A 22405-nucleotide genomic window follows, 5' to 3' on the forward strand; every position below is an offset into this window, starting at 1 on the left:
AGCGCTCCGAGCATCACAAGCACTCCGAGCACTCCGAGCACTCCGAGCATCACAAGCACCACCCGCCGAGAGCGGCGACGCCCACCGCGCCCACGCGCGTGAGGACACCGGACAGGTGCCTACGCGCGCGTGGCGGCGCGCGTCAGCTCGTCCAGCGTGGCGGCGACCGCCGGGACCTGCGCGAGGTCCGGCAGGGTCAGGGCCACGATCTCCCGCTCCACGGCGGGCTCCACGGTCACGGTCCGCGCCCCCTTGGGCCGTACGGACTCGATGGCGAGGGCCGGCAGGACGGCCACGCCCAGGCCCGCCCCCACCAGGCCCACCACGGCCGGGTAGTCGTCGGTCGCGAAGTCGATGCGGGGCGTGAAGCCCGCCTCCTCGCAGACGTCCACGAGCTGGCGGCGGCAGCGCGGGCAGCCCGCGATCCAGGACTCGTCCGCCAGCTCCGCGATGCCGACCGCACCGGCCCCGGCGAGCCGGTGCCCCTCGGGGACCAGGCCCACGAGCCGGTCGGCGAGCAGCGGGCGGACCACCAGGTCGTCCCACTCGGCCCGCCCGGCCCCGTAGCGGAAGGCGAGGGCGATGTCGCAGTCGCCCTCGCGGAGCATCTCGATCGAGCGGGGCGGCTCGGCCTCGACGAGGGAGACCCGGGTGCCGGGGTGCGCGGCCCGCAGTGCGGCCAGGGCGGTGGGGACGAGGGTGGAGCTGCCGCTGGGGAAGGACACCAGGCGGACCCGGCCCGCGCGGAGCCCGGCGATGGCGGCGACCTCCTCCTCGGCGGCGGTGAGCCCGGCGAGGATGCCGGAGGCGTGCCGCACCAGGACCTCGCCCGCCTGGGTGAGGCGCATCTCGCGGCCCGTGCGGATCAGCAGCGGCGTGCCGGCGGAGGCTTCGAGCGCCTTCATCTGCTGGCTGACGGCGGGCTGGGTGCAGCCGAGTTCGCGCGCGGCGGCCGAGAAGGAGCCGGTGGCGGCGACGGCCCGCAGGACGCGGAGATGGCGTGCCTCGATCATGGAACCAGCATAAGCGAGTCTTGGGAGAGAGCGCGAATATCACCGAGAAGCTTTGAGTCCGGTGCCCGTAAGGTTCCCGCATGACCTTGCTGAGTGTGAACGTGGGCCGGGCCAGGGCCGTGGACTACACCGACTCCCCCGCCGGCCGTACGGGCATCGACAAGCGTCCCGTCGAGGGGGCCGTGCGGATCGACGCGCCCGGGCCGCTCGGCGTCGGGGCGAGCGGGCTCGCCGGGGACGACGTCTGCGACCTGCGCTTCCACGGCGGCGCCGACCGGGCCGCGTACGCCTTCGCCCGCGAGGACCTGGACCTGTGGGAGCGGGAGCTGGGCCGCGAGCTCGCCAACGGCTCCTTCGGCGAGAACCTCACCACCCGGGGCGTCGACGTCAACAACGCCCTGATCGGGGAGCGGTGGCGGATCGGCGACGAGGTGGTCCTGGAGGTGACCGGCGGCCGCATCCCGTGCCGTACGTTCGCCGGGTTCCTGGGCGAGAAGGGCTGGGTCAAGCGGTTCACGCGCGCGGAGGCGGGCCCCGGGGCGCTGCTGCGGGTGATCGTGCCGGGCGAGGTGCGGGCGGGCGATCCGGTCGCCGTCGTGCACCGGCCCGACCACGACGTCACCGTCGCGCTGCTCCACCGGGCCGCGACCGTCGAACGGGAGCTGCTGCCCGGCACCCTGGCCGCCGCCGAGTGGATGGAGTCGGGCCTGCTCGGCCTCGCCCGCCAGTACGCCGAGAAGTACGCCGGGGCATAGGGCCGGTTCCCCGGTCCGGCCGTGGCGTTACCGTGCCCGTATGACGACTGCACTGATTACGGGGGCCACCGCGGGCATCGGCGCCGCCTTCGCCCGGAGACTCGCGGCCGACGGCCATGACGTCGTGCTCGTGGCCCGGGACGTGAAGCGGCTCCGGGAGCAGGCGACCGAGCTGCACGACCGGCACGGGGTGGAGGCCGAGGTGCTCGCGGCGGACCTCGCCGAGGAGAAGGGGATCGCCGCCGTCGAGGCGCGGCTCTCGGACCCGAGGCGGCCGGTGGACCTGCTGGTGAACAACGCCGGTTTCGGCAACAAGGGCCGGTTCCTGGAGGTCTCCATGGCCGACGAGCTGAAGATGCTCACGGTGCACTGCGAGGCCGTGCTGCGGCTGACCTCGGCGGCCGCCGCCTCGATGAAGGGGCGGCGCCGGGGCGGGGTGGTGAACGTCGCCTCGGTGGCGGCCTTCGTGCCCCGGGGCACGTACGGCGCGTCGAAGGCGTGGGTCGTGCAGTTCACCCAGGGCGCGGCGCGGGACCTGGCGGGCACCGGGGTGCGGCTGATGGCGCTCTGCCCCGGCTTCGTGCGGACCGAGTTCCACGAGCGGGCCGGGATGGGCACGGACAACATCCCGGGCTGGATGTGGCTCGACGCGGACAAGCTGGTGACGGCGGCCCTGTCGGACCTGGACCGGGGGAAGACGCTGTCGATCCCCGATCCGCGCTACAAGGCCCTGATGGGCGTGGTGAAGCTGGCGCCGCGCGGTCTGCTCGGCGGGGTCTCCTCCAAGGCGGGGCGCAAGTACGGTCCGAAGTAGGCCCCTCCCGGCCCCCGTTCACAGCAGGGCGTCGAGGTCCAGGCGCGCGGTGGTGCCGTCCCGCCAGGTCACGTGGAGGACGTGGCCGTCGACCCGCACGCGCGCGAGGTCGGGTGCGGGGCCGGGTGCGGCGGTGAGCGAGGCGAGGGACGCGAAGAGGGCGGCCGGGCCGCGCGTGGTGCCGTACAGGGCGAGGACGCGGGCGCCCGGCCCCTGAAGGGTCTCCCCCGCGGGCAGTACGGCCGCCGGGACCCTCGGCGGGTGGCCGTGGACCGGGTGGAGCCGGGCGTGCGGCCCGCCGGGCGTGGTGGCCCAGCCGGTCTGCCGTACGGGTGTCCCCTCCGGGGCGCCGAGGACGAGGTGGGCGCGGAGTTCGGCGGCGCCGTGGGCGAGGGTCGCGGAGAGGACCCGGACGCCGGGGCGCGGGACGTGCAGGGAGGCGGCCCAGCCGGGGCCGGTGCCGGCGGGGGTCGCGGGGCCCCGGGTGGTGGACCGGCCTTCGGCGTCGAGCAGCGCGAAGTGGTTGTCGGCCGGGGCGGATCCGGTGGTGGGTCCCGTACGGGTCGAGTAGGCCTGGCGGGCGTAGCCGGGGTCGTCCTCGCCGCCCGCGCGGCTGTGCACGTGGTTGCTGCCGTGGTTGTGGAGGCGTACGAGCCCGTCGGCGGCGGTGGTCTGGACGAGTAGCCCGGCGGGGGCGAAGGCCCGGACGGTGTCGGCGCGTTCGGCGGGCAGGGGTTCCTCGGGGTCGGTCCAGACCGGGTGGTCCGGGGGCAGGAGGAGGCCGAGGAAGCCCTTGGACGCCCAGTAGGGGGAGCCCGGACCCGAGTACTCCTGGACGAGCGGCGGGTACGGGCCGTGCCAGCCGGGGGTGAGGAGTCCGCGCCCGTCGGCGGCGCCCCGGTCGAGGAAGTACCGCAGGGCCCCGGAGGCGAGGCGGCGGGTGGCGCCGGGGGCGAGCGGGGTGTGGCCGGTGAGGGCGCCGAGCCAGGGGGCGGCGGCCGCGGCGAAGCGGTAGATCAGGGAGCGCCCGTACGGGACGGGGGCGCCGTTCGCGTCGAAGAGGTGGACGTGGTCGTCGAGATGGGCGCGCAGCCGGGGTCCGTAGCGGTCGAGGAGGGTGCGGTCGCCGGACAGGTGGGCGTGGAGCACGGGGTAGAAGTGCAGGGCCCAGGCGTTGTAGTGGTCGAAGGCGCGGTTGTCGCCGTCGCTGTACCAGCCGTCGCCGAGGTACCAGTCCTCGACGCGGGCGAGGGAGCGGTCGATCGTGGCGGCGGCGCGGTCGGTCTCGATCCCGGCGTCCCGGAGGAATCCGGCGACGGTGAGGCCGAAGAGCCACCAGTTGTTGTCGACGGGGGACGGGCCGAGGGCGGGCAGCAGCCAGTCCGCGACCCGTGCGCGGACGCGGTCGTCCAGGCGGTCCCAGAGCCAGGGGCGGGTGAGGCGGAGGCCGAGGGCGACCGAGGCGGCCTCGACCACCGCCTGGCGGGTGTCCGCCATCAGGGGCCAGGACTCGGCGTCGTCCCGGCCCGGCGCCTCGGTCCCGGCGGCGAGGCCCCCGGCGTACCGGTCGAGGTGGCCGTGGGGGTCCTCGCCGCCCGCGCCCGCGACGCGGAGGGCGACGAGCAGGAAGGTGCGGGCCCAGCCCTCCAGGGCGTCGGAACGGGGCCCCGACCAGCTGGGCCGGAACCCGGGAAGACGGACGAGCCCGCCCCGGGGCGAGGCGAAGGGCCGCACCCCGAACAGGAGCCGGTCGGCGGCACTCTCCCAGTGGTCCCGGGTCCAGCCGGTGTAGGGGCTGAGCGCGCGGTTCTCTGGGGGTGCGGGGAGGCGCGGGTGCGGCGGGGGCGTGGGGGGTCGACGGTTCTTGGGGGGTGTGGAGGGCTCCGGCTTCTCCGGCGGCGTGGAGGGCCCACGACTCTCGGGAAGCGCGGAAGGCCCTGGGTGCTCCGGCGACGCGGAGAGTCCCGGCTTCTCGGGTCGCGCGGAAAGTCCCGACCCCTCCGGCGCCATGGAGGCCCCCGCCCCCTCCGGCGGCGCGAAGAGCCCCGGCCCATCCGGTCGCATGGAGCGCCCCGGATTCTCAAGCGGCGTGGACATGGCGGCTCCCTGGAGGGTTCCGGTGGCTCCTGAGGCCCCGGGGTGGTGTCGGCGTCGCCGGGAATCCTGGGCACGCTCCGATCGAACGTCAAGACATGAGGAGCGAATGATCGAAACTCCCTCCGTTCGATCATTCTGGTCTAAGCTCCGACGACCACCACCACCGCGAGGGGATCTGCGCCGTGCGCGAGAGTGCTGCCGAACGACACGACCGACTGCTGGCCCTGGTGCGCGAGCGCGGCACCGCCCGCGTCTCCGAGCTGGCCGAGCGGCTCGGGGTCTCCCCCGTCACCGCCCGCCGGGACGTCGAGCTCCTGGCCGGCCGGGGGCTGCTCGACCGGGTGCACGGCCAGGTGTCCTGGCCCGAGCGGCAGGGCGCCCCGGGGGCCGGGCGCCCCGGCGAGGGCCTGGTCCTCGGCCTGCTCGTGCCCTCCGCCACGTACTACTTCGCCGAGGTCATCCGGGGCGCGCACGAGGCGGCGGCCCGCGCCGGCGCCCGGCTCGTGCTGCGCGTCTCGGACTACCGCCCGGAGGAGGACCGCGCCCGCGTCGAGGGGCTGCTCGCGGCGGGCGCCGAGGGCGTCCTGGTCGCGCCCGGCTGGCGGGGCCCCGAGGACCGGCCCGCGTACGGGGACTGGCTCGCCGAACTGCCCGTGCCGGCCGTGCTCCTGGAGCGGCGCGCCGAGCCCGGCAGCCCGCTCGACGGCCTGGACCGGGTCGCCTCCGACCACGCCCACGGCGTCCTGCTCGCCCTGCGCCACCTGCTCTCCCTGGGCCACGCGACGCCGCTGCTGGTGGCCCGCCGGGACTCCCCGACCGCGCTCGCGGTGCGCGCCGGATACGCCGAGGCGCTGCGCACCCTGGGCCTGGCGGAGCCGCTGCCGGTCATCGACTCCGTACCGGCGGAGGCGGACCCGGAGGGGTTCGAGCGGGCGGTGCGGGCGCTGCACGAGGCCGTCGCGTCGGGCCTGGCGAGCGCGGCCCTGGTCCACAACGACGTGGACGCCATCGAGATCGCCCGGCGCCTCGCCGAGCTGGGCGTCGGGGTGCCGCGGGACCTGGCCCTGATCGCGTACGACGACGAGGTCGCGGCACTCGCCGACACCCCGCTGACGGCGGTCGCCCCGCCCAAGCGGCAGGTGGGGCGGCACGCGACGGAGCTGCTCGTGGAGCGGCTCACCGAGGACGCCGGGGAGGCGGAGACGGCGGCGCGGCGCCATCTGAGCCTGCTGCCGTGGCTGCGGGTGCGGTCCTCGTGCGGAACTCCGGCCCCGGCCTCCCACCCGTAAGGGACCACCCTGATCGATCTGTTCTTTTTTCGATCAATCAATCTTTCGCTCTTGACTTCGGTCATGAACGGTCACAGGATCACGGCCACAACCTCCCAGCCGCCCCGCCCCCAGGAGCCGTGCCGTGACCCCCTTCCGGAGCAGAACGACCCGCGTCATAGCCGGCACCGCCGCCGCCCTCGCCGTCCTCACGGCCTGCGGCGGCGGCGGTGACGACACCGCGAACAAGCCGAACGGGCCCGTGACCATCACCTTCTGGGGCTGGGCCAAGGGCACCAAGGACGTCGTGGACGCCTTCAACGCCTCCCACACCGACGTCAAGGTGAAGTTCGAGGAGATCCCCTCCGGCACCGCCGGCGGCTACGCCAAGATCTCCAACGCCGTGAAGGCGGGCAACGCCCCCGACCTCGTCTCCATCGAGTACGCCTCGCTCCCCGAGTTCGTCAGCTCCGGCGCCCTCCAGGACATCGGCGGCGAGTTCACCGAGGCCGACCGCGCGAAGCTGCTCCCGCAGACCGTCGAACTCACCACCCTCGGCGGCAAGTCCTGGGCCGTCCCCTTCGACGCCGCCCCGCAGGCCTTCTTCTACCGCAAGGACCTCTTCGAGAAGTACAAGGTGGAAGTCCCCACCACCTGGGCCGAGTTCGAGAAGGCCGCCGCACAGGTGAGGAAGGCCGACGCCAAGGCCCGCATCGCCACCTTCTTCCCCGACGACCCGACCACCTTCGAGGCCATGGCCTGGCAGGCCGGCGCCCAGTGGTTCAAGGCCGAGGACGACACCTGGAAGGTGAACACCACCGACCCGGCCACCACCAAGGTCACCGCCTACTGGCAGAAGCTCCTCGACGCCGGACTCGTCCACAAGAACGCCTCGTTCTCCCCCGAGTGGGTCGGCTCCCTCAAGAACGGCACCACCCTCGGCTACCTCGGCGCCTCCTGGGGCGCGGGCGTCCTCAAGGGCACCCTGCCCGAGCAGAGCGGCAAGTGGGCCGTCGCCCCGATCCCCAGCTGGGACGGCAAGCCCGCCGCCGGGATGCTCGGCGGCACCTCCTTCGCCGTGACCAAGGACAGCGAGCGGAAGGCCGCGGCCGTCGCCTTCGCCGAGTGGATGTCCACCACCGAGGAGGGCGTCGAGGCCCGCATCGCCTCCGGCACCTCCTCCGCCTTCCCCGCCGCCGCGGCCCTGCGCCCGGCCGCCAAGAAGGCCTTCGACGCCTCCTACTACGGCGGCCAGGACATCTACGCCCTCTTCGAGACCGCCGGCGCCTCCATCAACCCCCACTGGGCCTGGGGCCCCACCACCGGCACCACCAACACCACCATCAAGGACCACTTCGGCAAGATCGCCCCGGGCGGCCCCGGCATCGCCGACGCCGTCGAGGCCGGCCACGACGCCACCGTCGCCGAACTCACCAAGCGCGGCCTGAAGGTCGAGGGCTGACCGGATGAAGGCCCGCACCCGCGCCGCCACGATCCTGCTGACGCCCTTCTTCCTGCTGTTCACCGCGGTGATGGTGGTGCCGATCGGCTACGCGGTCTGGCTCAGCCTCTTCACCGAGAAGCAGTCCGGACTGGGCTTCGGCGGCACCGAGACCGTCTTCACCGGCCTCGACAACTACACGGCGGCCCTGGGTGACCGGGCCTTCCGCGAGGGCTTCGGCGTCCTGCTCGGCTACTGCCTGCTCTACATCCCGCTGCTGCTCGCCGGGGCCCTCGGCCTCGCCCTCCTGCTCGACTCGGCGCTCGCCCGCGCCCGCCGCTTCTTCCAGCTCGCGCTCTTCCTGCCGCACGCCGTCCCCGGCATCATCGCCGCCCTGCTCTGGGTCTACCTCTACACGCCCCAGCTCAGCCCGGTCGTGAAGGCCATGGAGGCGGGCGGGATCGGCTTCGACTTCTTCTCCCCCGAAGGCGCCCTGCCCTCCGTCGTGAACATCGCCCTGTGGGAGTGGCTCGGCTACAACATGGTGATCTTCTACGCGGCCCTCCAGGCCATCGACCGCTCCGTCCTGGAAGCGGCCACCGTCGACGGGGCGGGAGCCTGGCGCATCGCCTTCTCCGTCAAGGTCCCGCTGCTCAGGGCCTCGCTCGCGATGGTCGGCCTCTTCACCGTCATCGGCTCCCTCCAGCTCTTCACCGAGCCGCTCATCCTCAGCAAGGGCACCGGCTCCGCCGTCACCTCCACCTGGACGCCGAACATGTACGCCTACACCGCGGCCTTCGACCGCAACGACTACGGGCTCGCCGCGGCGGCCTCCGTCCTCCTCGCCCTGACGGCCGCGCTGCTCTCCTTCGCGGTGACGCGCCTGACCGGCCGCCGGACCGCACGGAAGGAGCGCACCGCGTGAGCGCCGTCCGCACGGGAGGGACCCGCCCCGCCACCAGATGGCTGTCGCGGACGGCCGTCAACGGCGCCCTCGTCCTCGCCACCGTCTACATGCTCTTCCCGCTCGTCTGGCTGCTGACCGCCGCCACCAAGGACGCCGGCGGCCTCCTCGCCGGAAACGCCTTCTCCTTCGAGGGCTTCGACCTCGGCGGCAACCTCTCCCGGCTCGCCGCGTACAACGACGGCGTCTACTTCCACTGGTACCTGAACAGCCTCCTCTACGCCGGGCTCGGCGCCCTCGCCTGCTCGCTCGTCAGCGTCGCCGCCGGATACGCCTTCCATGTCTACGACTTCCGGGGCAAGGAGAAGCTCTTCGGCCTCGTCCTGCTGGGCGTGCTCGTCCCCACCACCGCGCTCGCCCTGCCGATGTACCTGCTCGCCAGCGAGATCGGGATCGTCAACACCTACTGGGCCGTCCTGATCCCCGTCCTCGTCAACCCCTTCGGCGTCTACCTCTCCCGGGTCTTCTGCGCCGGCTACGTCCCCGACGAAGCCCTGGAGGCCGCCCGCATCGACGGCGCCGGCGAGCTGCGCGTCTTCTGGTCCATCGGTCTGCCCATGGTCATGCCCGGCTTCGTGACCGTCTTCCTCTTCCAGTTCACCGCCGTCTGGAACAACTTCTTCCTCCCCCTGGTGATGCTGTCCGACCAGAAGCTGTACCCGCTGAGCCTCGGCCTGTACGCGTGGAACAGCAACGCCCACGCCGAACCCGACTTCTACCCCCTCGTCGTCACCGGCTCCCTGCTCGCCGTCGTCCCCCTCGTCATCGCCTTCGTCTCCCTCCAGCGCCACTGGAAGGCCGGCCTCACCGCCGGCAGCGTCAAGTGAGGAAGGCCTGCTCCCACGATGCACCCCACCACTGACAACCACCCCGACGACCGCCCCGCCCTCCTCCTCGCGATGGGCCCGGGCGTCGACGAACGCCTGTTCACCGAGGCCCACCGCGCCCGGCTCGCGGCCCTGACCCGCACCGACCCGCACCTGGTCGCCCACGACCTGACGGCCCCCGACGCACGGACGGCCGCCGCCCTCGCCGAGGCCGAACTCCTCCTCACCTGCTGGGGCGCGACCCCGCTCACCGCCGGGGTCCTGGACCGGGCGCCCCGGCTGCGGGCCGTCGTCCACGCGGCCGGCTCGGTCAAGCACCACGTCACCGACGCCTGCTGGGAGCGGGGCCTGCGGGTCACGTCGGCCGCCGCCGCCAACGCGCTGCCGGTCGCCGAGTACACGCTCGCCGCGATCCTCTTCGCCGGGAAGCGGGTCCTGCGCTCGGCCCGGCGGTACGCCGAACTGCGCACCGGCCACGCCTGGCTGGAGGAGTCCGCCGACTGGGGCAACCACCGCCGCACGGTCGGCGTCGTCGGCGCCTCCCGCATCGGCCGCAGGGTCATCGACCTCCTGCGCCCCTTCGACGTCGAGATCCTCCTGTACGACCCGTACACCGAGGTCCCGGGCGTGGAGTCGGTGTCCCTGGACGAACTCTGCGCCCGCAGCACGGTCGTCTCCGTCCACGCGCCCCAACTCCCGTCCACATACCGCATGATCGGCGCGGCGCAGCTGGCGGCGATGCCGGACGGGACGACCCTGATCAACACGTCCCGCGGCTCCCTGGTGGACGAACCCGCCCTCCTCCCCCACCTCCTGTCGGGCCGCCTCGACGCGATCCTCGACGTCACCGACCCGGAACTCCCGCCCCCGGACTCCCCCCTGTACACCCTCCCGAACGTCCTCCTCACCCCCCACGTGGCGGGCTCCCTCGGCAACGAACTGCACCGGATGGCGGAGCAGGCGGTGGGGGAGGTGGAGCGGTACGTACGGGGCGAGGCGTTCGCGGAGGAGGTACGGGCGTCGGACCTGACGCGGTCGGCGTAGCCGCCGGGCCCGCGCTCAGACCTCCAGCGCGCGGACGCCGTACAGGAGGAGGGCGGCCGTCGGCAGGGCCGGGAGGCCCTCGCCGGCCAGTTCCGCGAGCCGCTCCAGGACCACGCCCGCGTACGCGACCACGTCGTTCTGCGCGCCGAGCCGGGCCGTGACGAAGAAGGGCACGGTCCGCACGGGATCCCCCGCTCCACGCCCCCATGCTGCCAGGGCGCCCCGCGCCCCCCGAACCTAAAATGGAAACGTCCCTGCCGCCCCGGGAGGCGTCATGACCTTCGTGCAGATCATCGACTGCAGGACGAGCCGCTTCGACGAGATGAACCGGCTCATGGACCGGTGGGCCGAGCAGACCAGGGGGAAGCGGACGGCCACCCACAGCCTTCTCGGGAAGGACCGGTCCGACGGGTCCCACTTCGTGGAGATCGTCGAGTTCCCCTCGTACGACGAGGCGATGCGGAACTCGCACCTTCCCGAGACCGACCGGCTCTTCCAGGAGATGGTCGCGCTCTGTGACGGGATGCCGACCTTCACGGACCTGGACGTCGTGCGGGACGAGCAGATGTACAAAGCAGCCGCGCGCCGGTTCCTGGAGCTGATCGGCACGCCGGGGGAGCTTCCGCCGCTGGACGAGGTGATCGCCGAGGGGTGCCACAGCCACGACCCCTCCGACGTGCAGGACTCCCTCGGCATGGACGCGATCCGCCGCGGCATCGGGATGTGGCGGCAGGGGTTCGACTTCGCCTTCGCCGTCGAGGACCAGATCGCCGAGGGCGACCGCGTCTGTACCCGCTGGACCTGCGACGCCACCCACACCGGCGACTTCATGGGCCTCCAGCCCACCGGCATCGACGTCCGGATCACCGGCACGCTGATCCAGCGCTTCCGGGAGGACGGCAAGGTCGTCGAGGACTGGTGGCAGTACGACATGCTCGGGCTCATGGAGCGGCTCGGAGCGGTGGAGGAGTAGGGACGCGCTGAGGCCCGGTGCCCCCGCGACGGGGGCACCGGGCCTCAGCGTTCAGCTACGGGCCTCAGTGGGAGTGGCCGTGACCGTGGCCGTGGCCGTGGTCCGCCGGCTCCTCTTCCTTCTTCTCCACCACGAGGGTCTCGGTGGTGAGGAGGAGGGAGGCGATCGAGGCGGCGTTCTCCAGGGCGGAGCGCGTCACCTTCACCGGGTCGATGACGCCGGCCTTGACCAGGTCGCCGTACTCGCCGGTCGCGGCGTTGAAGCCCTGGCCCTTGTCGAGCTCCGCCACCTTGGAGGTGATGACGTAGCCCTCCAGGCCGGCGTTCTCGGCGATCCAGCGCAGCGGCTCGACGGCGGCGCGGCGGACGACCGCGACACCCGTGGCCTCGTCGCCGGTCTTGTCGAGGTTGCCCTCCAGGACCTTGACGGCGTGGACGAGCGCGGAGCCACCACCGGAGACGATGCCCTCCTCGACCGCGGCGCGGGTCGCGGAGATGGCGTCCTCCAGACGGTGCTTCTTCTCCTTCAGCTCCACCTCGGTGGCGGCGCCGACCTTGATCACGCACACGCCGCCGGCCAGCTTCGCGAGGCGCTCCTGGAGCTTCTCGCGGTCCCAGTCGGAGTCCGTGGCCTCGATCTCGGCCTTGATCTGGTTGACGCGGCCCTGCACCTCGGACGAGTCGCCGCCACCGTCGACGATGGTGGTGTCGTCCTTGGTGATGGTGACGCGGCGGGCGGTGCCGAGCACGTCCAGACCGGCCTGGTCGAGCTTGAGGCCGACCTCCTCGGCGATGACGGTGGCACCCGTGAGGGTGGCGATGTCGCCGAGCATGGCCTTGCGGCGGTCGCCGAAGCCGGGGGCCTTGACGGCCACGGCGTTGAAGGTGCCGCGGATCTTGTTCACGACCAGGGTCGACAGGGCCTCGCCCTCGACGTCCTCGGCGATGATCAGGAGCGGCTTGCCGCCACCGGCCTGGATGACCTTCTCCAGGATCGGGAGCAGGTCCTGGATCGAGGAGATCTTGCCCTGGTTGATCAGGATGTAGGGGTCGTCGAGGACGGCCTCCATGCGCTCCTGGTCGGTCACCATGTACGGGGACAGGTAGCCCTTGTCGAAGGCCATGCCCTCGGTGAAGTCGAGCTCCAGGCCGAAGGTGTTGGACTCCTCGACGGTGATGACGCCGTCCTTGCCGACCTTGTCCATCGCCTCGGCGATGAGCTCGCCGACCTGCTGGTCCTGCGCGGAGAGCGCGGCGACGGCGGCGATGTCGGACTTGTCCTCGATCGGGCGCGCGGTGGCGAGGAGCTCCTCGGACACGGCCTTGACGGCAGCGTCGATGCCCTTCTTCAGGGCGGCCGGGGAGGCGCCGGCGGCGACGTTGCGCAGACCCTCGCGGACCAGGGCCTGGGCGAGCACGGTGGCGGTGGTGGTGCCGTCACCCGCGATGTCGTTGGTCTTGGTCGCCACCTCCTTCACCAGCTGGGCGCCGAGGTTCTCGTACGGGTCCTCGATCTCGACCTCGCGGGCGATCGTGACGCCGTCGTTGGTGATGGTGGGGGCGCCGAACTTCTTGTCGATGACGACGTTGCGGCCCTTGGGGCCGATCGTCACCTTCACCGTGTCGGCAAGCTTGTTGACGCCGCGCTCAAGGGCGCGACGGGCGTCCTCGTCGAACTTCAGGATCTTCGCCATGGGAGCGGTTCAGCCCTCTCGGAATCTGCTGGTGGAACGAACGGCGCCCCGGGGCGCCCGGGAAGGGGCCTCGGGGCGCAGCTCAAAGCCTTCTGGCCTGGGGTGACTTACTTCTCGACGATCGCGAGCACGTCGCGGGCCGAGAGGACGAGGTACTCCTCGCCGTTGTACTTCACCTCGGTGCCGCCGTACTTGCTGTAGAGCACGACATCGCCGGTCTTGACGTCGAGCGGCAGGCGCTCGCCGTTCTCGAAGCGGCCCGGGCCCACGGCCAGGACGACGCCCTCCTGGGGCTTCTCCTTGGCGGTGTCCGGGATGACCAGGCCAGAGGCGGTGGTCTGCTCGGCGTCGAGCGGCTGGACCACGATGCGGTCCTCGAGCGGCTTGATGGCAACCTTGGAGCTGGTGGTCGTCACGATCCGACCTCCCCCTTCGGAGATCACGGGGTTGACTGTCTGAGGTGGCGAACCAGGTGGATCCGTCGTCGCGGGTGCCGGACCTGCCCGTCGCTGTGTTGGCACTCTCCGGTGGGGAGTGCCAGAGCCGAGACTATGACCGCGATTAGCACTCGGTCAAGCGGAGTGCCAATTCATCGCTCCGTGGCGTGATCGGGTGCGCGGTTGTACGGGGTTCCGGGGCGGGCCCGCGTCCGGCGCGGGACCCCTCCCCGGGCGCCGCGCAGCGCTCCCCTTCCGGGACCCCGGCCCGTACGGCCTCTGCCCGTTCGACCGCCGCCCGCTCCACCACCGCCCGTCCGGCCTCCGCCCGTTCCACCCCCGCCCGTTCCGCCGGACGTGCCGGGGGCCGGGGCGGCCCCATCTCCTCCGCCGCCCTCCGGCCGAGCCGTTCGATCGAGTCGACCGGGCCGGCCGGGGAGGCGCAGGAGGTGAGGGCCGGGAGGGCGAGCAGCGCTCCGGTCACGGCCAGGGCGGCGGCCCGGCGCCGCCCGCGCCTCCCGGTCCTCACACGTAGTCCTCGAGCTTCGCGACCGCGTACCCCTTGGCCGTGATCACGTTCATCACGCGGCGGACCATGTCGGCCATGCTGCCCTTCCAGTCCTCCTTGCCCCGGAAGTGGGTGAGGACGATGTCGCCGGGGTGCAGGTCCCGGTCCCACTCGCGCCACTCCATGCGGTCGGGGAAGGCCTCGGCGGCCCACAGCGGGACGGCCTCGATCCCGCAGGACTTGGCCGCCCGCAGGGTGTCGTCGTTGTAGTTGCCGTACGGCGGGCGGAAGAGCGTGGGCCGCTTGCCGAACCTCTTCTCGATGACCTCCTGCATCCCGCAGATCTCGCGCTCCTGCCGGGCGTACGAGAGTCCGGGCAGGTAACGGTGGTTGAGGGTGTGGTTGTTGAGGGCGACCCCGCCCTTCTGCGACTTCTGCATCCGGGCGAAGTAGGCGTAGTCGTCGCTGACGACGTAGTCGCTGAGGAAGGCGCTGTACGGGATCTTCAGCTCGTCCATCATCCGCAGCAGCTCGGGGTCCTTCTCCGAGCCGTCGTCGATCGTCAGGAAGACGATCTTCTCCTTGGTCGGCACGGTGGTGAAGACGGGCGGCATCCCCGCGCTCTTCGTCTCGAAGCCCTTGCGGGTGGTGATCTTCGGCTTCACGGCGGGCGGGGCGGGCGCTTCGAGCGGGGGCTTGGCCAGGCCCCACTTCTTGGCGGCGAGCGCGCGGGCGGCCTTCTGGAGACGGGCCTTCTCGGCCTTCTGCGCCTGCGACTCGGGCGCGGCGGCGGCGCCCTGCTTCGGGGCCTGCCGGCCGGAGGCGGGGGAAGGCGGTGCGGTGCGGTCCGGCCCGGCGCCGGAGCAGGCCGTGGCGGCGGAGGCGAGGGCGGCGACGACGAGCGCCGCTCCGAGCGTCCGACGGGAGCGGTGCACGCCTTTTCTCATCTTTTGTTCCTTTTGTCGTACGAGCTGCATGGCGCCGCATCCTGTCAGCGCGACGGCCCCCGCGGGCCGCGACACCGCCGTACCCGGCCCACCGTCCCCCGGCCGGCCCACAGGCTCCCCGGCGCCGGAACAGGGGCCAGAATGGGACGGGTGACCGACCTCGCCTCCTTCGCCGCCCTGCTCGCCCCCGAGGGGCAGACGCTCCTCGCCGCCCTGCGCGACTACGACCCCGCCCGGGAGCTGGCGGTCGCCTCCCGGCTGCGCCGCGACCATCCCGCCGAGCTGGTCACGGCGGCGCTCGGCCAGGCGCGGCTGCGGCAGCGGGCGGTGGCGAAGTTCGGCGCGGAGGACGCGTACCGGATGTACTTCACGCCCCACGGCGTCGAGCAGTCGACGCGGGCCCCGGTCGGCGCCCACCGGGCGGCCCGGATGAAGGCGCTGGGCGTCGGGAGCGTGGCGGACCTGTGCTCCGGGATCGGCGGCGACGCGATCGCCCTCGCCCGCGCCGGGATCTCCGTCCTCGCCGTCGACCGCGACCCGCTGACCGCCGAGGCGGTCCGCGCCAACGCCGAGTCGCTCGGCCTGTCCGACCTGATCGAGGTCCGGTGCGCGGACGTGACGGAGATCGACACCAGCCCGTACGACGCGGTCTTCGTCGACCCCGCGCGGCGCGGCGGCCGGGGCAGGATCTTCGACCCCGAGGCGTACTCCCCGCCGCTGTCCTGGGCGGTCGAGGCGGCCCGGAAGGCCCCCCGCGCGGCCCTGAAGGTGGCGCCGGGCATCCCGCACGAGGCCGTCCCGGCGGAGGCCGAGGCCGAGTGGATCTCGGACGGCGGGGACGTGAAGGAGGCGGTGCTGTGGTTCGGCACGGAGCCGGGCGCGCGCCGGGCCACCCTGCTGCCCTCCGGCACGACCGTCACCGGACGCGGCCTGCCCGACCCGGCGGTCCGGCCGGTCGGCCGCTATCTGTACGAACCGGACGGCGCGGTGATCCGCGCGCACCTGGTGGCCGAGGTGGCCGAGGAGCTGGACGGCGGCCTGATCGACGAGACGATCGCGTACGTGACCTCGGACGCCCTGGTCCCCGCCCCGTACGCCGCCGCGTACGAGATCACCGACGAACTCCCCTTCAACCTCAAGAAGTTGAAGGCGCTGCTGCGGGAGCGGGAGGTCGGCACCCTGACCGTGAAGAAGCGGGGCTCGGCGGTCGAGCCGGAGGAGATCCGCCGCAAGGTGAAGCCGAAGGGCCCGAACGCGGCGACGGTCCTGCTCACCCGGGTCGCGGGCGCCCCGACGATGCTGATCGGACGGCCCGTCCGGGCGGACGGGGGGCGCTGAGGCCTGCGGCCCCGGGCCCCCTAAGGGGCCGGCGGTCCCTCCGTGGTCCCCGTCTCCCGCGCCCGCCCCAGCAGCAGCGCCCGTTCGCTCTCGTTGCGGGTGAGGGCCGCCGCGCGCGCGAACTCGGCGCGGGCCTCCGCCGTCCGTCCCAGCCGGGCCAGCAGGTCTCCCCGGACGCTGGGCAGCAGGTGGTAGCGCGCCAGGGACGGGTCGGCGGCGAGGGCGTCGACCAGCGGGAGGGCCGCCGCCGGGCCCTCGGCCCTGGACACGGCCACCGCGCGGTTCAGCTCGACCACCGGGGAGGGCGCGAGGGTGCCGAGCCGCCCGTAGAGCCCGGCGATGAGCGCCCAGTCGGTCTCCCCGTACGACGCGGCCCGCGCGTGACAGGCGGCGATCGCGGCCTGGAGGGCGTACGGCCCGTACGCCCGCGCGTCCCCGGCCCGCTCCAGGGCCGCGAAGCCGCGCCGGATCAGCAGCCGGTCCCAGCGCCGCCGGTCCTGGTCGGCGAGCAGGACCGGCCGGCCGTCGGGTCCGGTCCTGGCGGCCGTCCGGGAGGCCTGGAGTTCGAGCAGGGCGGCCAGGCCCTGCGCCTCGCCCTCCCCGGGGACGAGGGCGGCGAGGACGCGGGCGAGCCGGAGCCCGTCCTCGCACAGTGCGGGCCTCAGCAGGTCGTCGCCCGAGGTCGCCGCGTACCCCTCGTTGAAGATCAGGTAGACGACCTCCAGAACGGAGCCGAGCCGGGCGGCCCGCTCCTCGCCGTACGGCACCTCGAACTCCACGCCCGTCCTCGCGAGCGTCCGCTTGGCGCGGGTGATCCGGGCCGCGACGGTCGCCTCCGGCAGCAGCAGGGCGCGGGCGACCTCGTCCGTCCGCAGGCCGCCGACGAGCCGCAGCGTCAGCGCCACCCGCGCCCCGGCGGAGAGGACGGGGTGGCAGGTGGTGAAGACCAGCCGCAGCACGTCGTCGTCGATGTCGCCGGGCCCCGACGGCTCGGGGTCGTACGACTCCCCCGGGAGCGCCCGGCCCACCTCGGCGAGCTTGCGGGCGTAGGTCTCGCGCCGCCGCACGAGGTCGACGGCGCGGTGCTTGGCGGTGGCCGTCAGCCAGGCGCCCGGCCGCTCCGGGACGCCCGTGCGCGGCCACTCCTCCAGGGCGGCGACCAGGGCGTCCTGGGCGATCTCCTCGGCGATGCCCAGGTCGCGGACGATCCGCGCGGCGGTCGCGACGACGCGCGGCGACTCCATCCGGAAGACGGTGTCGAGGACGTCTCCCACCGAAGCCGCGCCGTGTGCCGTCACGTCCCCATGACAGCACACGGCACCGACAGCCTCCGGGGTTCAGGCTCCCGGCTGCTCCTCGACCTCGCGGACCTCCAGGCCCACCGTCCAGTGCGGCGGGTGGGCCGCCAGGAAGCGCTTGGCCCACTCCAGCGCCTCGGCCCGGTCCTTGCACTGCATCAGGGCGTAGCCGCCGACGACCTCCTTGGTCTCGGTGAAGGGGCCGTCGGTGAGGGAGAGCCTCCCCTCCGACCAGGTGATGCGGGTGGCCTCGGCGGTCGGCCTGAGGCCTGCCGTGTCCAGCATGACGCCGGCCTTGGTGATCTCCTCGAAGAGCGCTCCCATCCGCTCCTCGAAGCCGGGGTCGGCGTCCGCCATGTCGATGGTGTCCTCCTCGACGCGGACGAACGTCATGAAGCGGGGCATGGTGTCTCCTCACGAGCGCGGTGGCGGGGGCCGTCCCCCGCCTCTCACTCCTACGACGAACGGGGACCGCCCGCATCGACACCGCGCGCGGAGGAGTTTCCCGGGGACCCGTACGGGGCCCTCAGACGTAGTCCTCCAGGCGCGCCACCGTGAAGCCCTGCTCCTGGATGCGGCGGAGCATGGTGGCCGTCATCTCGGTCATCGTGCGGCCCTTGAGTTCGGACGGGCCGCGGAAGTGGGCGAGGACGATGTCGCCGGGGTGGAGCTTCCGGTCGCCGCGCTGGTACTGCATGTTCTGGATCTGCATGGACTCGCGCCACAGCACGATCGCGTCCACCCCGCAGGTGCCGGCCGCCGTGCGGGTGGCCTCGTTCCAGTTGCCGTACGGCGGGCGGAAGAGGCGCGGGGCCGTGCCGTACCGCTCCTTCAGCCTCTCCTGCTGGCCGCAGATCTCGCGGCGCTGGGCGTCCGGGGAGAGGGTGCGCAGGTTGGGGTGGGTGAGCGTGTGGTTGGCGACGCCGTGGCCCTGGGCGACCAGCGGGGAGAAGTAGGCGTAGTCGGCGCGGATGGCGGAGTCGGTCAGGAACATGGTGAAGGGCACCTTGAGCTCCTTCATCATCGTGACGAACTCGGGGTCCTTCTCCGCCCCGTCGTCGATCGTGAGGAAGACGATCTTCTCCTCGGTGGGGATCTCGCTGATCACCGGCACCGGCTCCCCGGGCCCCCGGACCACCGGCTTCACCGCCGGCGGCGCGGGCGGGGCCGCGAAGGGCTTCAGACCCCACTTCCGGTACGCGGCGGCCGCCGGGGCGCCCGGGGCCCCGGTCTCCGCGGCGGACCGGGACGGGGCCGGCGCGGACGACGTCGGCGGGGCCGGGGTGGTCACGGGGGCGGCGGGGCGCTCCGCCGTGCAGCCGGTCACCAGCAGGGCCGCGGCGGTCAGCGCCGCCCAGAGCACGATCGTCTTCTTCACGCGCCGGGAGATGCCCGGACGGCCCGAATGGTTGCCCGACGGTCGCACGTGTGACCGATCGGACATCCGTCCGTACGGCTACTCGACCGCCTCGAACCGCCAGCGGTGGACCGGCCGGGTGATCAGCTCCGCGTCCGGCTCCGGCAGCTCCGGCAGCTCCGCGTCGAACGCCTCCGCCTCCCACCAGGTGAGGACGAGGACCCGGTCCTGGGGCGCGCGGAAGACCTCCCGGCGCACGGGCTCGTACGCGAGGACCCGGGACCGCTCCCGGGCCCACTCCAGGAGCTCGGGGCCCCGCCCCTGCGCGGCCCGCGCCTCCCACATGAGGGTGAGCCTCACGAGTACAGGTTCTCCTTGCTGACCTCGTGCACGTGGTCGTGATCGTGGGAGTGGCCGTGCGCGTGGGCGCCCGGCACGTGCGGGTCCGTCACCGGCAGCGAGGAGTCCGCCGACAGCTCCAGGTCGGAGGCGGCCCGGCCCCGGGCGACCATCTCGGAGCCGAGGGCCGCGACCATCGCGCCGTTGTCCGTGCACAGGCCCGGCCGGGGCACCCGCAGCCGGATCCCGGCGCGCTCGCAGCGCTCCTGGGCGAGGGCCCGCAGCCGCGAGTTCGCGGCCACGCCGCCGCCGATCATCAGGTGGTCGACGCCCTCGTCCTTGCAGGCCCGGACGGCCTTGCGGGTGAGCACGTCCACGACCGCCTCCTGGAAGGACGCGGCCACGTCCCGCACCGGCACCTCCTCGCCGGCCGCCTTCTTCGCCTCGATCCAGCGGGCCACAGCCGTCTTGAGGCCGGAGAAGGAGAAGTCGTACGCCGGGTCCTTGGCGCTGCTCAGACCGCGCGGGAAGTGGATCGCCTCCGGGTCGCCCTCCCGGGCGAGCCGGTCGATGACCGGTCCGCCGGGGAAGCCGAGGTCGAGCACGCGGGCGATCTTGTCGAAGGCCTCGCCGGCCGCGTCGTCGATGGTGGCGCCCATCGGCCGCACGTCGGAGGTGATGTCGGTGGAGAGCAGCAGCGAGGAGTGCCCGCCGGAGACGAGCAGGGCCATCGTCGGCTCGGGCAGCCTGCCGTGCTCCAGCTGGTCGACGCAGATGTGCGAGGCCAGGTGGTTGACGCCGTAGAGCGGCTTGCCGAGGGCGTAGGCGTACGCCTTGGCCGCCGAGACGCCGACGAGCAGCGCGCCCGCGAGGCCGGGCCCGGCGGTGACGGCGATGCCGTCGAGGTCCTTCGCGGAGACCCCGGCGGTCTTCAGGGCGCGCTCGATCGTCGGGACCATCGCCTCCAGGTGCGCGCGGGAGGCGATCTCGGGCACGACGCCGCCGAAGCGGGCGTGGGTGTCGACGCTGGAGGCGATGGCGTCGGCGAGGAGGGTGGTCCCGTGGACGATGCCGACGCCGGTCTCGTCGCAGGAGGTCTCGATGCCGAGTACGAGGGGTTCGTCAGCCATCAGATCTCAGTCCCAGTTCCTTGAACGGTCAGTCGCATCACGAGCGCGTCGACGTTTCCCGGCTGGTAGTAGCCGCGCCGGAAACCGATGGGCTCGAAGCCGAAGCGCTCGTAGAGCTTCTGGGCCCGGGTGTTGTCCACGCGCACTTCGAGCAGGACCTCGTCGCACTCGAAGGCGGTGGCGTGCTGGAGCAGGTCGGTGAGGAGCCGGGCGCCGAGCCCGGTGCCCCACTGGTCGCGGGAGACGGCGATGGTCTGCACGTCGCCGAGGCCTCCGGCGGCGGCGAGCCCGGCGTAGCCGACGAGCCGGCCGCCGGGGTCCTCCGCGACGACGTACCGGCGGGTGGCGCCCGGCCCCCGGGAGTGCGCGAGCTCGGACCAGAACATCCCCGCCGACCAGGCGTCCTCGGGGAACAGCTCGTCCTCGAGGGTGAGCACCGGTTCGATGTCCCACCAGCGCATCTCGCGCAGTTCGACGCCGCCGGTCACTGGGGCGTGACCACCTTGTAGTTCTTCGGCACCTGGGCGTCGGGGCGGCGCAGGTACATCGGCAGCGGGTCGAGGAAGCCCCCGGCCTCCCCCGCCCCCGCGTCCCCGGCCGCGAGCTTCTCCGCCGCGAGGGCGGCGAGCGCGGCGGCCGACTGGTGCTCGGGGTCGCGGGCGTCGGGGAAGGCCTCGGGGTAGAGGAGGGCGCCCGCGCCGACGACCGGGAGCCCGGCGAGGGCTTCGGCGATGTCGGCGGGCCGGTCGACGGCCGCGTCGGTCGCGCGGGTGCGGAAGTCGTCGTAGCGCGCCCAGTAGACCTCCTTGCGGCGCGCGTCCGTGGCGACGGCGAAGGGGCCGTCGATCCCGGAGGCGTACGCGAGGCCGTCGAGGGTGCACAGGCCGTGCACGGGCACGCCGAGCGCGGACGAGAAGGCGGCGGCCGTGACGAGCCCGACGCGCAGGCCGGTGTACGGGCCGGGGCCGACGCCGACGACCAGGCCGGTGACCGCGTCGAGCGTCAGGCCGGCCTCCTGGAGGACCCGGTCGACGGCGGGCAGCAGCAGCTCCCCGTGGCGGCGGGCGTCGACCCGGCTCGACGAGGCGACGACGGCCTCGCCGTCGTGGAGGGCGACGGTGACGGCGGGGGTGGCGGTATCCATGGCGAGCAACAGCACGCGAACAGCCTACGGCTCCCGGGCACGCTGCCCCGACCCCCGGGGCGGCGGCTGCTACCGTCACCCTTCGACACATTCGTACGAGAGGTGGGCACGGTGGCACGGAGCAGCTCGGGATTCGTGGCCGGGCTCACGGCGGCGGCGGTCGCCGCGGTCTGTTTCCTCGCCTACCAGGCCTCCGCGAACGTCCCCGAGGACCTCTCGGCCAAGCCGAAGGCCCCGAGCACGGCGACCCCCTCGACCTCCCCGAGCGGCGGCCCGAAGCAGCCCGACCGCGACCCGCTCGCCGTCCCGGCGGCCTCGGGCACCGGGGAGCGGGTCGTGTACGGCCTCTCCGACCGCCGGGTGTGGCTGGTGAACGGGAACGGCAAGGTCACCCGTACGTTCACGGTGATGCCGAGCACGGTGTCCCCGCCGCCGGGCGCCTACGCGGTGACCTCGCGGTCGGGCTCGGTGCGCGGCTCGGACGGGGTGCAGATCGAGCACGTGGTGCGGTTCGCGACGACCCAGGACGTGGCGATCGGCTTCAGCGCGGCGGTGGACGGCTCGATGCCGGAGCCGGACCCGGCGAAGAAGACCGGCGGCGTCCGCATGAAGCGGGCCGACGGGAACGCGCTGTGGACGTTCGCGGTGATCGGCACGAAGATCGTCGTCGTCGCCTGAGCGGCGCCGGCACGAACGGTGCGTGCGGCCGCGTGACCGTACGGACGGACCGCTAGGCGGCCTCGTCCCCCTCCACCCGCCCGTAGGCGCCGTACTCCCCGTACACGTCGGCGGCGTCGTCGTCGGCGGCGTCCTCGGGGCGCGGTCTCGGCGGGGTCGAGAGGGTGCGGGCGGCCACGCAGGACGCCAGCAGTTCGCTCATCGTGACGTGCTCCCGACCGGGTTCCGCGCGCTCCGGCGTCGCCATGCCTGCCTCCCGTAGGTTAGGTACACCTAACCAGCTCGTGCGTCCATGGGACCACGGCGCGCACGGCCCACGCAACATTTTGCCGACACGTTG

General features: G+C 73.4%; 24 protein-coding genes and 1 pseudogene. 10 read left to right on the top strand and 15 right to left on the bottom strand.

Going from position 1 to position 22405, the window contains the following annotated elements:
- Positions 1–119: 119 nt before the first annotated feature.
- Positions 120–1013, bottom strand: coding sequence for a LysR family transcriptional regulator (locus ACIQD7_RS18395; protein WP_121831468.1), 894 nt, complete (start codon positions 1011–1013; stop codon positions 120–122).
- 80 nt (positions 1014–1093) lie between these two features.
- Here ACIQD7_RS18395 and ACIQD7_RS18400 point away from each other — a divergent pair, with 80 nt between their 5' ends.
- Positions 1094–1768, top strand: coding sequence for an MOSC domain-containing protein (locus tag ACIQD7_RS18400; RefSeq protein WP_402442749.1), 675 nt, complete (start codon positions 1094–1096; stop codon positions 1766–1768).
- A 40-nt stretch (positions 1769–1808) separates the two neighbouring features.
- Positions 1809–2582, top strand: coding sequence for an SDR family NAD(P)-dependent oxidoreductase (locus ACIQD7_RS18405; RefSeq protein WP_402442750.1), 774 nt, complete (start codon positions 1809–1811; stop codon positions 2580–2582).
- Between the two features lie 18 nt (positions 2583–2600).
- On the opposite strand, the pseudogene ACIQD7_RS18410 reads toward ACIQD7_RS18405, so the two are convergent.
- A pseudogene (locus ACIQD7_RS18410) lies at positions 2601–4409 on the bottom strand (DUF2264 domain-containing protein); the annotation flags it as partial.
- A gap of 452 nt (positions 4410–4861) precedes the next feature.
- Here ACIQD7_RS18410 and ACIQD7_RS18415 point away from each other — a divergent pair.
- The 5 genes from ACIQD7_RS18415 (at position 4862) to ACIQD7_RS18435 (ending at position 10223) form a co-directional block, all read left to right on the top strand.
- Complete coding sequence (locus tag ACIQD7_RS18415; RefSeq protein WP_121831464.1) at positions 4862–5968, top strand: substrate-binding domain-containing protein; 1107 nt, start codon at positions 4862–4864, stop codon at positions 5966–5968.
- A gap of 124 nt (positions 5969–6092) precedes the next feature.
- Positions 6093–7409, top strand: coding sequence for a sugar ABC transporter substrate-binding protein (locus ACIQD7_RS18420; protein WP_161374774.1), 1317 nt, complete (start codon positions 6093–6095; stop codon positions 7407–7409).
- 4 nt (positions 7410–7413) lie between these two features.
- Positions 7414–8313 carry a carbohydrate ABC transporter permease gene (locus ACIQD7_RS18425; protein WP_121831462.1) on the top strand — a complete coding sequence of 300 codons (900 nt, stop codon included), beginning with the start codon at positions 7414–7416 and terminating at the stop codon, positions 8311–8313.
- Entirely contained in the window at positions 8310–9179 is an 870-nt protein-coding gene (locus tag ACIQD7_RS18430; protein WP_402442753.1) for a carbohydrate ABC transporter permease, read from the top strand. Before ACIQD7_RS18425 ends, ACIQD7_RS18430 begins: the two co-directional genes overlap by 4 nt.
- A gap of 18 nt (positions 9180–9197) precedes the next feature.
- On the top strand, positions 9198–10223 hold the full coding sequence (locus ACIQD7_RS18435; protein ID WP_402442755.1) for a hydroxyacid dehydrogenase: 1026 nt from the start codon (positions 9198–9200) through the stop codon (positions 10221–10223).
- A 15-nt stretch (positions 10224–10238) separates the two neighbouring features.
- On the opposite strand, the gene ACIQD7_RS18440 is transcribed toward ACIQD7_RS18435, so the two are convergent.
- Positions 10239–10406 carry a hypothetical protein gene (locus ACIQD7_RS18440; RefSeq protein ID WP_402442756.1) on the bottom strand — a complete coding sequence of 56 codons (168 nt, stop codon included), beginning with the start codon at positions 10404–10406 and terminating at the stop codon, positions 10239–10241.
- Positions 10407–10497: 91 nt separating this feature from the next.
- On the opposite strand from ACIQD7_RS18440, the gene ACIQD7_RS18445 reads away from it, so the two are divergent.
- Entirely contained in the window at positions 10498–11196 is a 699-nt protein-coding gene (locus tag ACIQD7_RS18445; protein WP_161374777.1) for an ester cyclase, read from the top strand.
- Between the two features lie 64 nt (positions 11197–11260).
- Here ACIQD7_RS18445 and groL read toward each other — a convergent pair whose 3' ends face one another.
- From groL to ACIQD7_RS18465, 4 genes are all read right to left on the bottom strand, one after another.
- A complete protein-coding gene (gene groL / locus ACIQD7_RS18450) occupies positions 11261–12889 on the bottom strand; it encodes a chaperonin GroEL (protein WP_121831458.1) in 1629 nt (542 codons plus the stop codon).
- A gap of 107 nt (positions 12890–12996) precedes the next feature.
- Positions 12997–13305 (bottom strand): co-chaperone GroES, encoded by a 309-nt coding sequence (groES, locus tag ACIQD7_RS18455; protein ID WP_015035628.1) that lies wholly within the window; start codon positions 13303–13305, stop codon positions 12997–12999.
- 145 nt (positions 13306–13450) lie between these two features.
- Positions 13451–13855, bottom strand: coding sequence for a hypothetical protein (locus ACIQD7_RS18460; protein WP_402442760.1), 405 nt, complete (start codon positions 13853–13855; stop codon positions 13451–13453).
- Positions 13852–14781, bottom strand: a complete 930-nt coding sequence (locus ACIQD7_RS18465) for a polysaccharide deacetylase family protein (RefSeq protein ID WP_402442762.1) — start codon at positions 14779–14781, stop codon at positions 13852–13854. Before ACIQD7_RS18465 ends, ACIQD7_RS18460 begins: the two co-directional genes overlap by 4 nt.
- Positions 14782–14922: 141 nt before the next feature.
- On the opposite strand from ACIQD7_RS18465, the gene ACIQD7_RS18470 reads away from it, so the two are divergent.
- Complete coding sequence (locus ACIQD7_RS18470; RefSeq protein ID WP_121831455.1) at positions 14923–16119, top strand: THUMP-like domain-containing protein; 1197 nt, start codon at positions 14923–14925, stop codon at positions 16117–16119.
- Positions 16120–16139: 20 nt separating this feature from the next.
- On the opposite strand, the gene ACIQD7_RS18475 is transcribed toward ACIQD7_RS18470, so the two are convergent.
- The 7 genes from ACIQD7_RS18475 to tsaB form a co-directional block, all read right to left on the bottom strand.
- Positions 16140–17363, bottom strand: a complete 1224-nt coding sequence (locus ACIQD7_RS18475) for an RNA polymerase sigma factor (protein WP_402443280.1) — start codon at positions 17361–17363, stop codon at positions 16140–16142.
- A gap of 93 nt (positions 17364–17456) precedes the next feature.
- On the bottom strand, positions 17457–17822 hold the full coding sequence (locus ACIQD7_RS18480) for a YciI family protein (protein WP_390754969.1): 366 nt from the start codon (positions 17820–17822) through the stop codon (positions 17457–17459).
- Between the two features lie 121 nt (positions 17823–17943).
- Complete coding sequence (locus tag ACIQD7_RS18485; protein ID WP_402442764.1) at positions 17944–18795, bottom strand: polysaccharide deacetylase family protein; 852 nt, start codon at positions 18793–18795, stop codon at positions 17944–17946.
- Positions 18796–18873: 78 nt separating this feature from the next.
- Positions 18874–19119, bottom strand: coding sequence for a hypothetical protein (locus ACIQD7_RS18490; protein WP_199837074.1), 246 nt, complete (start codon positions 19117–19119; stop codon positions 18874–18876).
- A gap of 11 nt (positions 19120–19130) precedes the next feature.
- Complete coding sequence (gene tsaD / locus ACIQD7_RS18495) at positions 19131–20246, bottom strand: tRNA (adenosine(37)-N6)-threonylcarbamoyltransferase complex transferase subunit TsaD (RefSeq protein ID WP_121830617.1); 1116 nt, start codon at positions 20244–20246, stop codon at positions 19131–19133.
- On the bottom strand, positions 20243–20704 hold the full coding sequence (rimI, locus tag ACIQD7_RS18500; RefSeq protein WP_402443282.1) for a ribosomal protein S18-alanine N-acetyltransferase: 462 nt from the start codon (positions 20702–20704) through the stop codon (positions 20243–20245). The genes tsaD and rimI overlap by 4 nt, the downstream gene beginning before the upstream one ends.
- Positions 20705–20727: 23 nt before the next feature.
- On the bottom strand, positions 20728–21402 hold the full coding sequence (gene tsaB, locus ACIQD7_RS18505; protein WP_161374780.1) for a tRNA (adenosine(37)-N6)-threonylcarbamoyltransferase complex dimerization subunit type 1 TsaB: 675 nt from the start codon (positions 21400–21402) through the stop codon (positions 20728–20730).
- Between the two features lie 96 nt (positions 21403–21498).
- On the opposite strand from tsaB, the gene ACIQD7_RS18510 reads away from it, so the two are divergent.
- Positions 21499–22065 carry a hypothetical protein gene (locus ACIQD7_RS18510; RefSeq protein ID WP_402442766.1) on the top strand — a complete coding sequence of 189 codons (567 nt, stop codon included), beginning with the start codon at positions 21499–21501 and terminating at the stop codon, positions 22063–22065.
- 52 nt (positions 22066–22117) lie between these two features.
- Here ACIQD7_RS18510 and ACIQD7_RS18515 read toward each other — a convergent pair whose 3' ends face one another.
- Complete coding sequence (locus tag ACIQD7_RS18515; protein WP_402442768.1) at positions 22118–22267, bottom strand: hypothetical protein; 150 nt, start codon at positions 22265–22267, stop codon at positions 22118–22120.
- Positions 22268–22405 lie beyond the last annotated feature (138 nt).

The sequence above is a fragment of the Streptomyces sp. NPDC093071 genome (assembly GCF_044754545.1).
GTDB lineage: Bacteria > Actinomycetota > Actinomycetes > Streptomycetales > Streptomycetaceae > Streptomyces.

Excerpts from the sequence above, each read along its gene's own strand:
- ACIQD7_RS18395 (WP_121831468.1), bottom strand. The coding sequence starts at position 1,013 with ATGATCGAGGCACGCCATCTCCGCGTCCTGCGGGCCGTCGCCGCCACC.
- ACIQD7_RS18400 (WP_402442749.1), top strand. The coding sequence starts at position 1,094 with ATGACCTTGCTGAGTGTGAACGTGGGCCGGGCCAGGGCCGTGGACTAC.
- ACIQD7_RS18405 (WP_402442750.1), top strand. The coding sequence starts at position 1,809 with ATGACGACTGCACTGATTACGGGGGCCACCGCGGGCATCGGCGCCGCC.
- ACIQD7_RS18425 (WP_121831462.1), top strand. The coding sequence starts at position 7,414 with ATGAAGGCCCGCACCCGCGCCGCCACGATCCTGCTGACGCCCTTCTTC.
- ACIQD7_RS18435 (WP_402442755.1), top strand. The coding sequence starts at position 9,198 with ATGCACCCCACCACTGACAACCACCCCGACGACCGCCCCGCCCTCCTC.
- ACIQD7_RS18445 (WP_161374777.1), top strand. The coding sequence starts at position 10,498 with ATGACCTTCGTGCAGATCATCGACTGCAGGACGAGCCGCTTCGACGAG.
- groL (WP_121831458.1), bottom strand. The coding sequence starts at position 12,889 with ATGGCGAAGATCCTGAAGTTCGACGAGGACGCCCGTCGCGCCCTTGAG.
- ACIQD7_RS18465 (WP_402442762.1), bottom strand. The coding sequence starts at position 14,781 with ATGAGAAAAGGCGTGCACCGCTCCCGTCGGACGCTCGGAGCGGCGCTC.
- ACIQD7_RS18470 (WP_121831455.1), top strand. The coding sequence starts at position 14,923 with ATGGGACGGGTGACCGACCTCGCCTCCTTCGCCGCCCTGCTCGCCCCC.
- ACIQD7_RS18475 (WP_402443280.1), bottom strand. The coding sequence starts at position 17,363 with ATGGAGTCGCCGCGCGTCGTCGCGACCGCCGCGCGGATCGTCCGCGAC.
- ACIQD7_RS18480 (WP_390754969.1), bottom strand. The coding sequence starts at position 17,822 with ATGCCCCGCTTCATGACGTTCGTCCGCGTCGAGGAGGACACCATCGAC.
- ACIQD7_RS18490 (WP_199837074.1), bottom strand. The coding sequence starts at position 19,119 with ATGTGGGAGGCGCGGGCCGCGCAGGGGCGGGGCCCCGAGCTCCTGGAG.
- rimI (WP_402443282.1), bottom strand. The coding sequence starts at position 20,704 with ATGCGCTGGTGGGACATCGAACCGGTGCTCACCCTCGAGGACGAGCTG.
- ACIQD7_RS18515 (WP_402442768.1), bottom strand. The coding sequence starts at position 22,267 with ATGAGCGAACTGCTGGCGTCCTGCGTGGCCGCCCGCACCCTCTCGACC.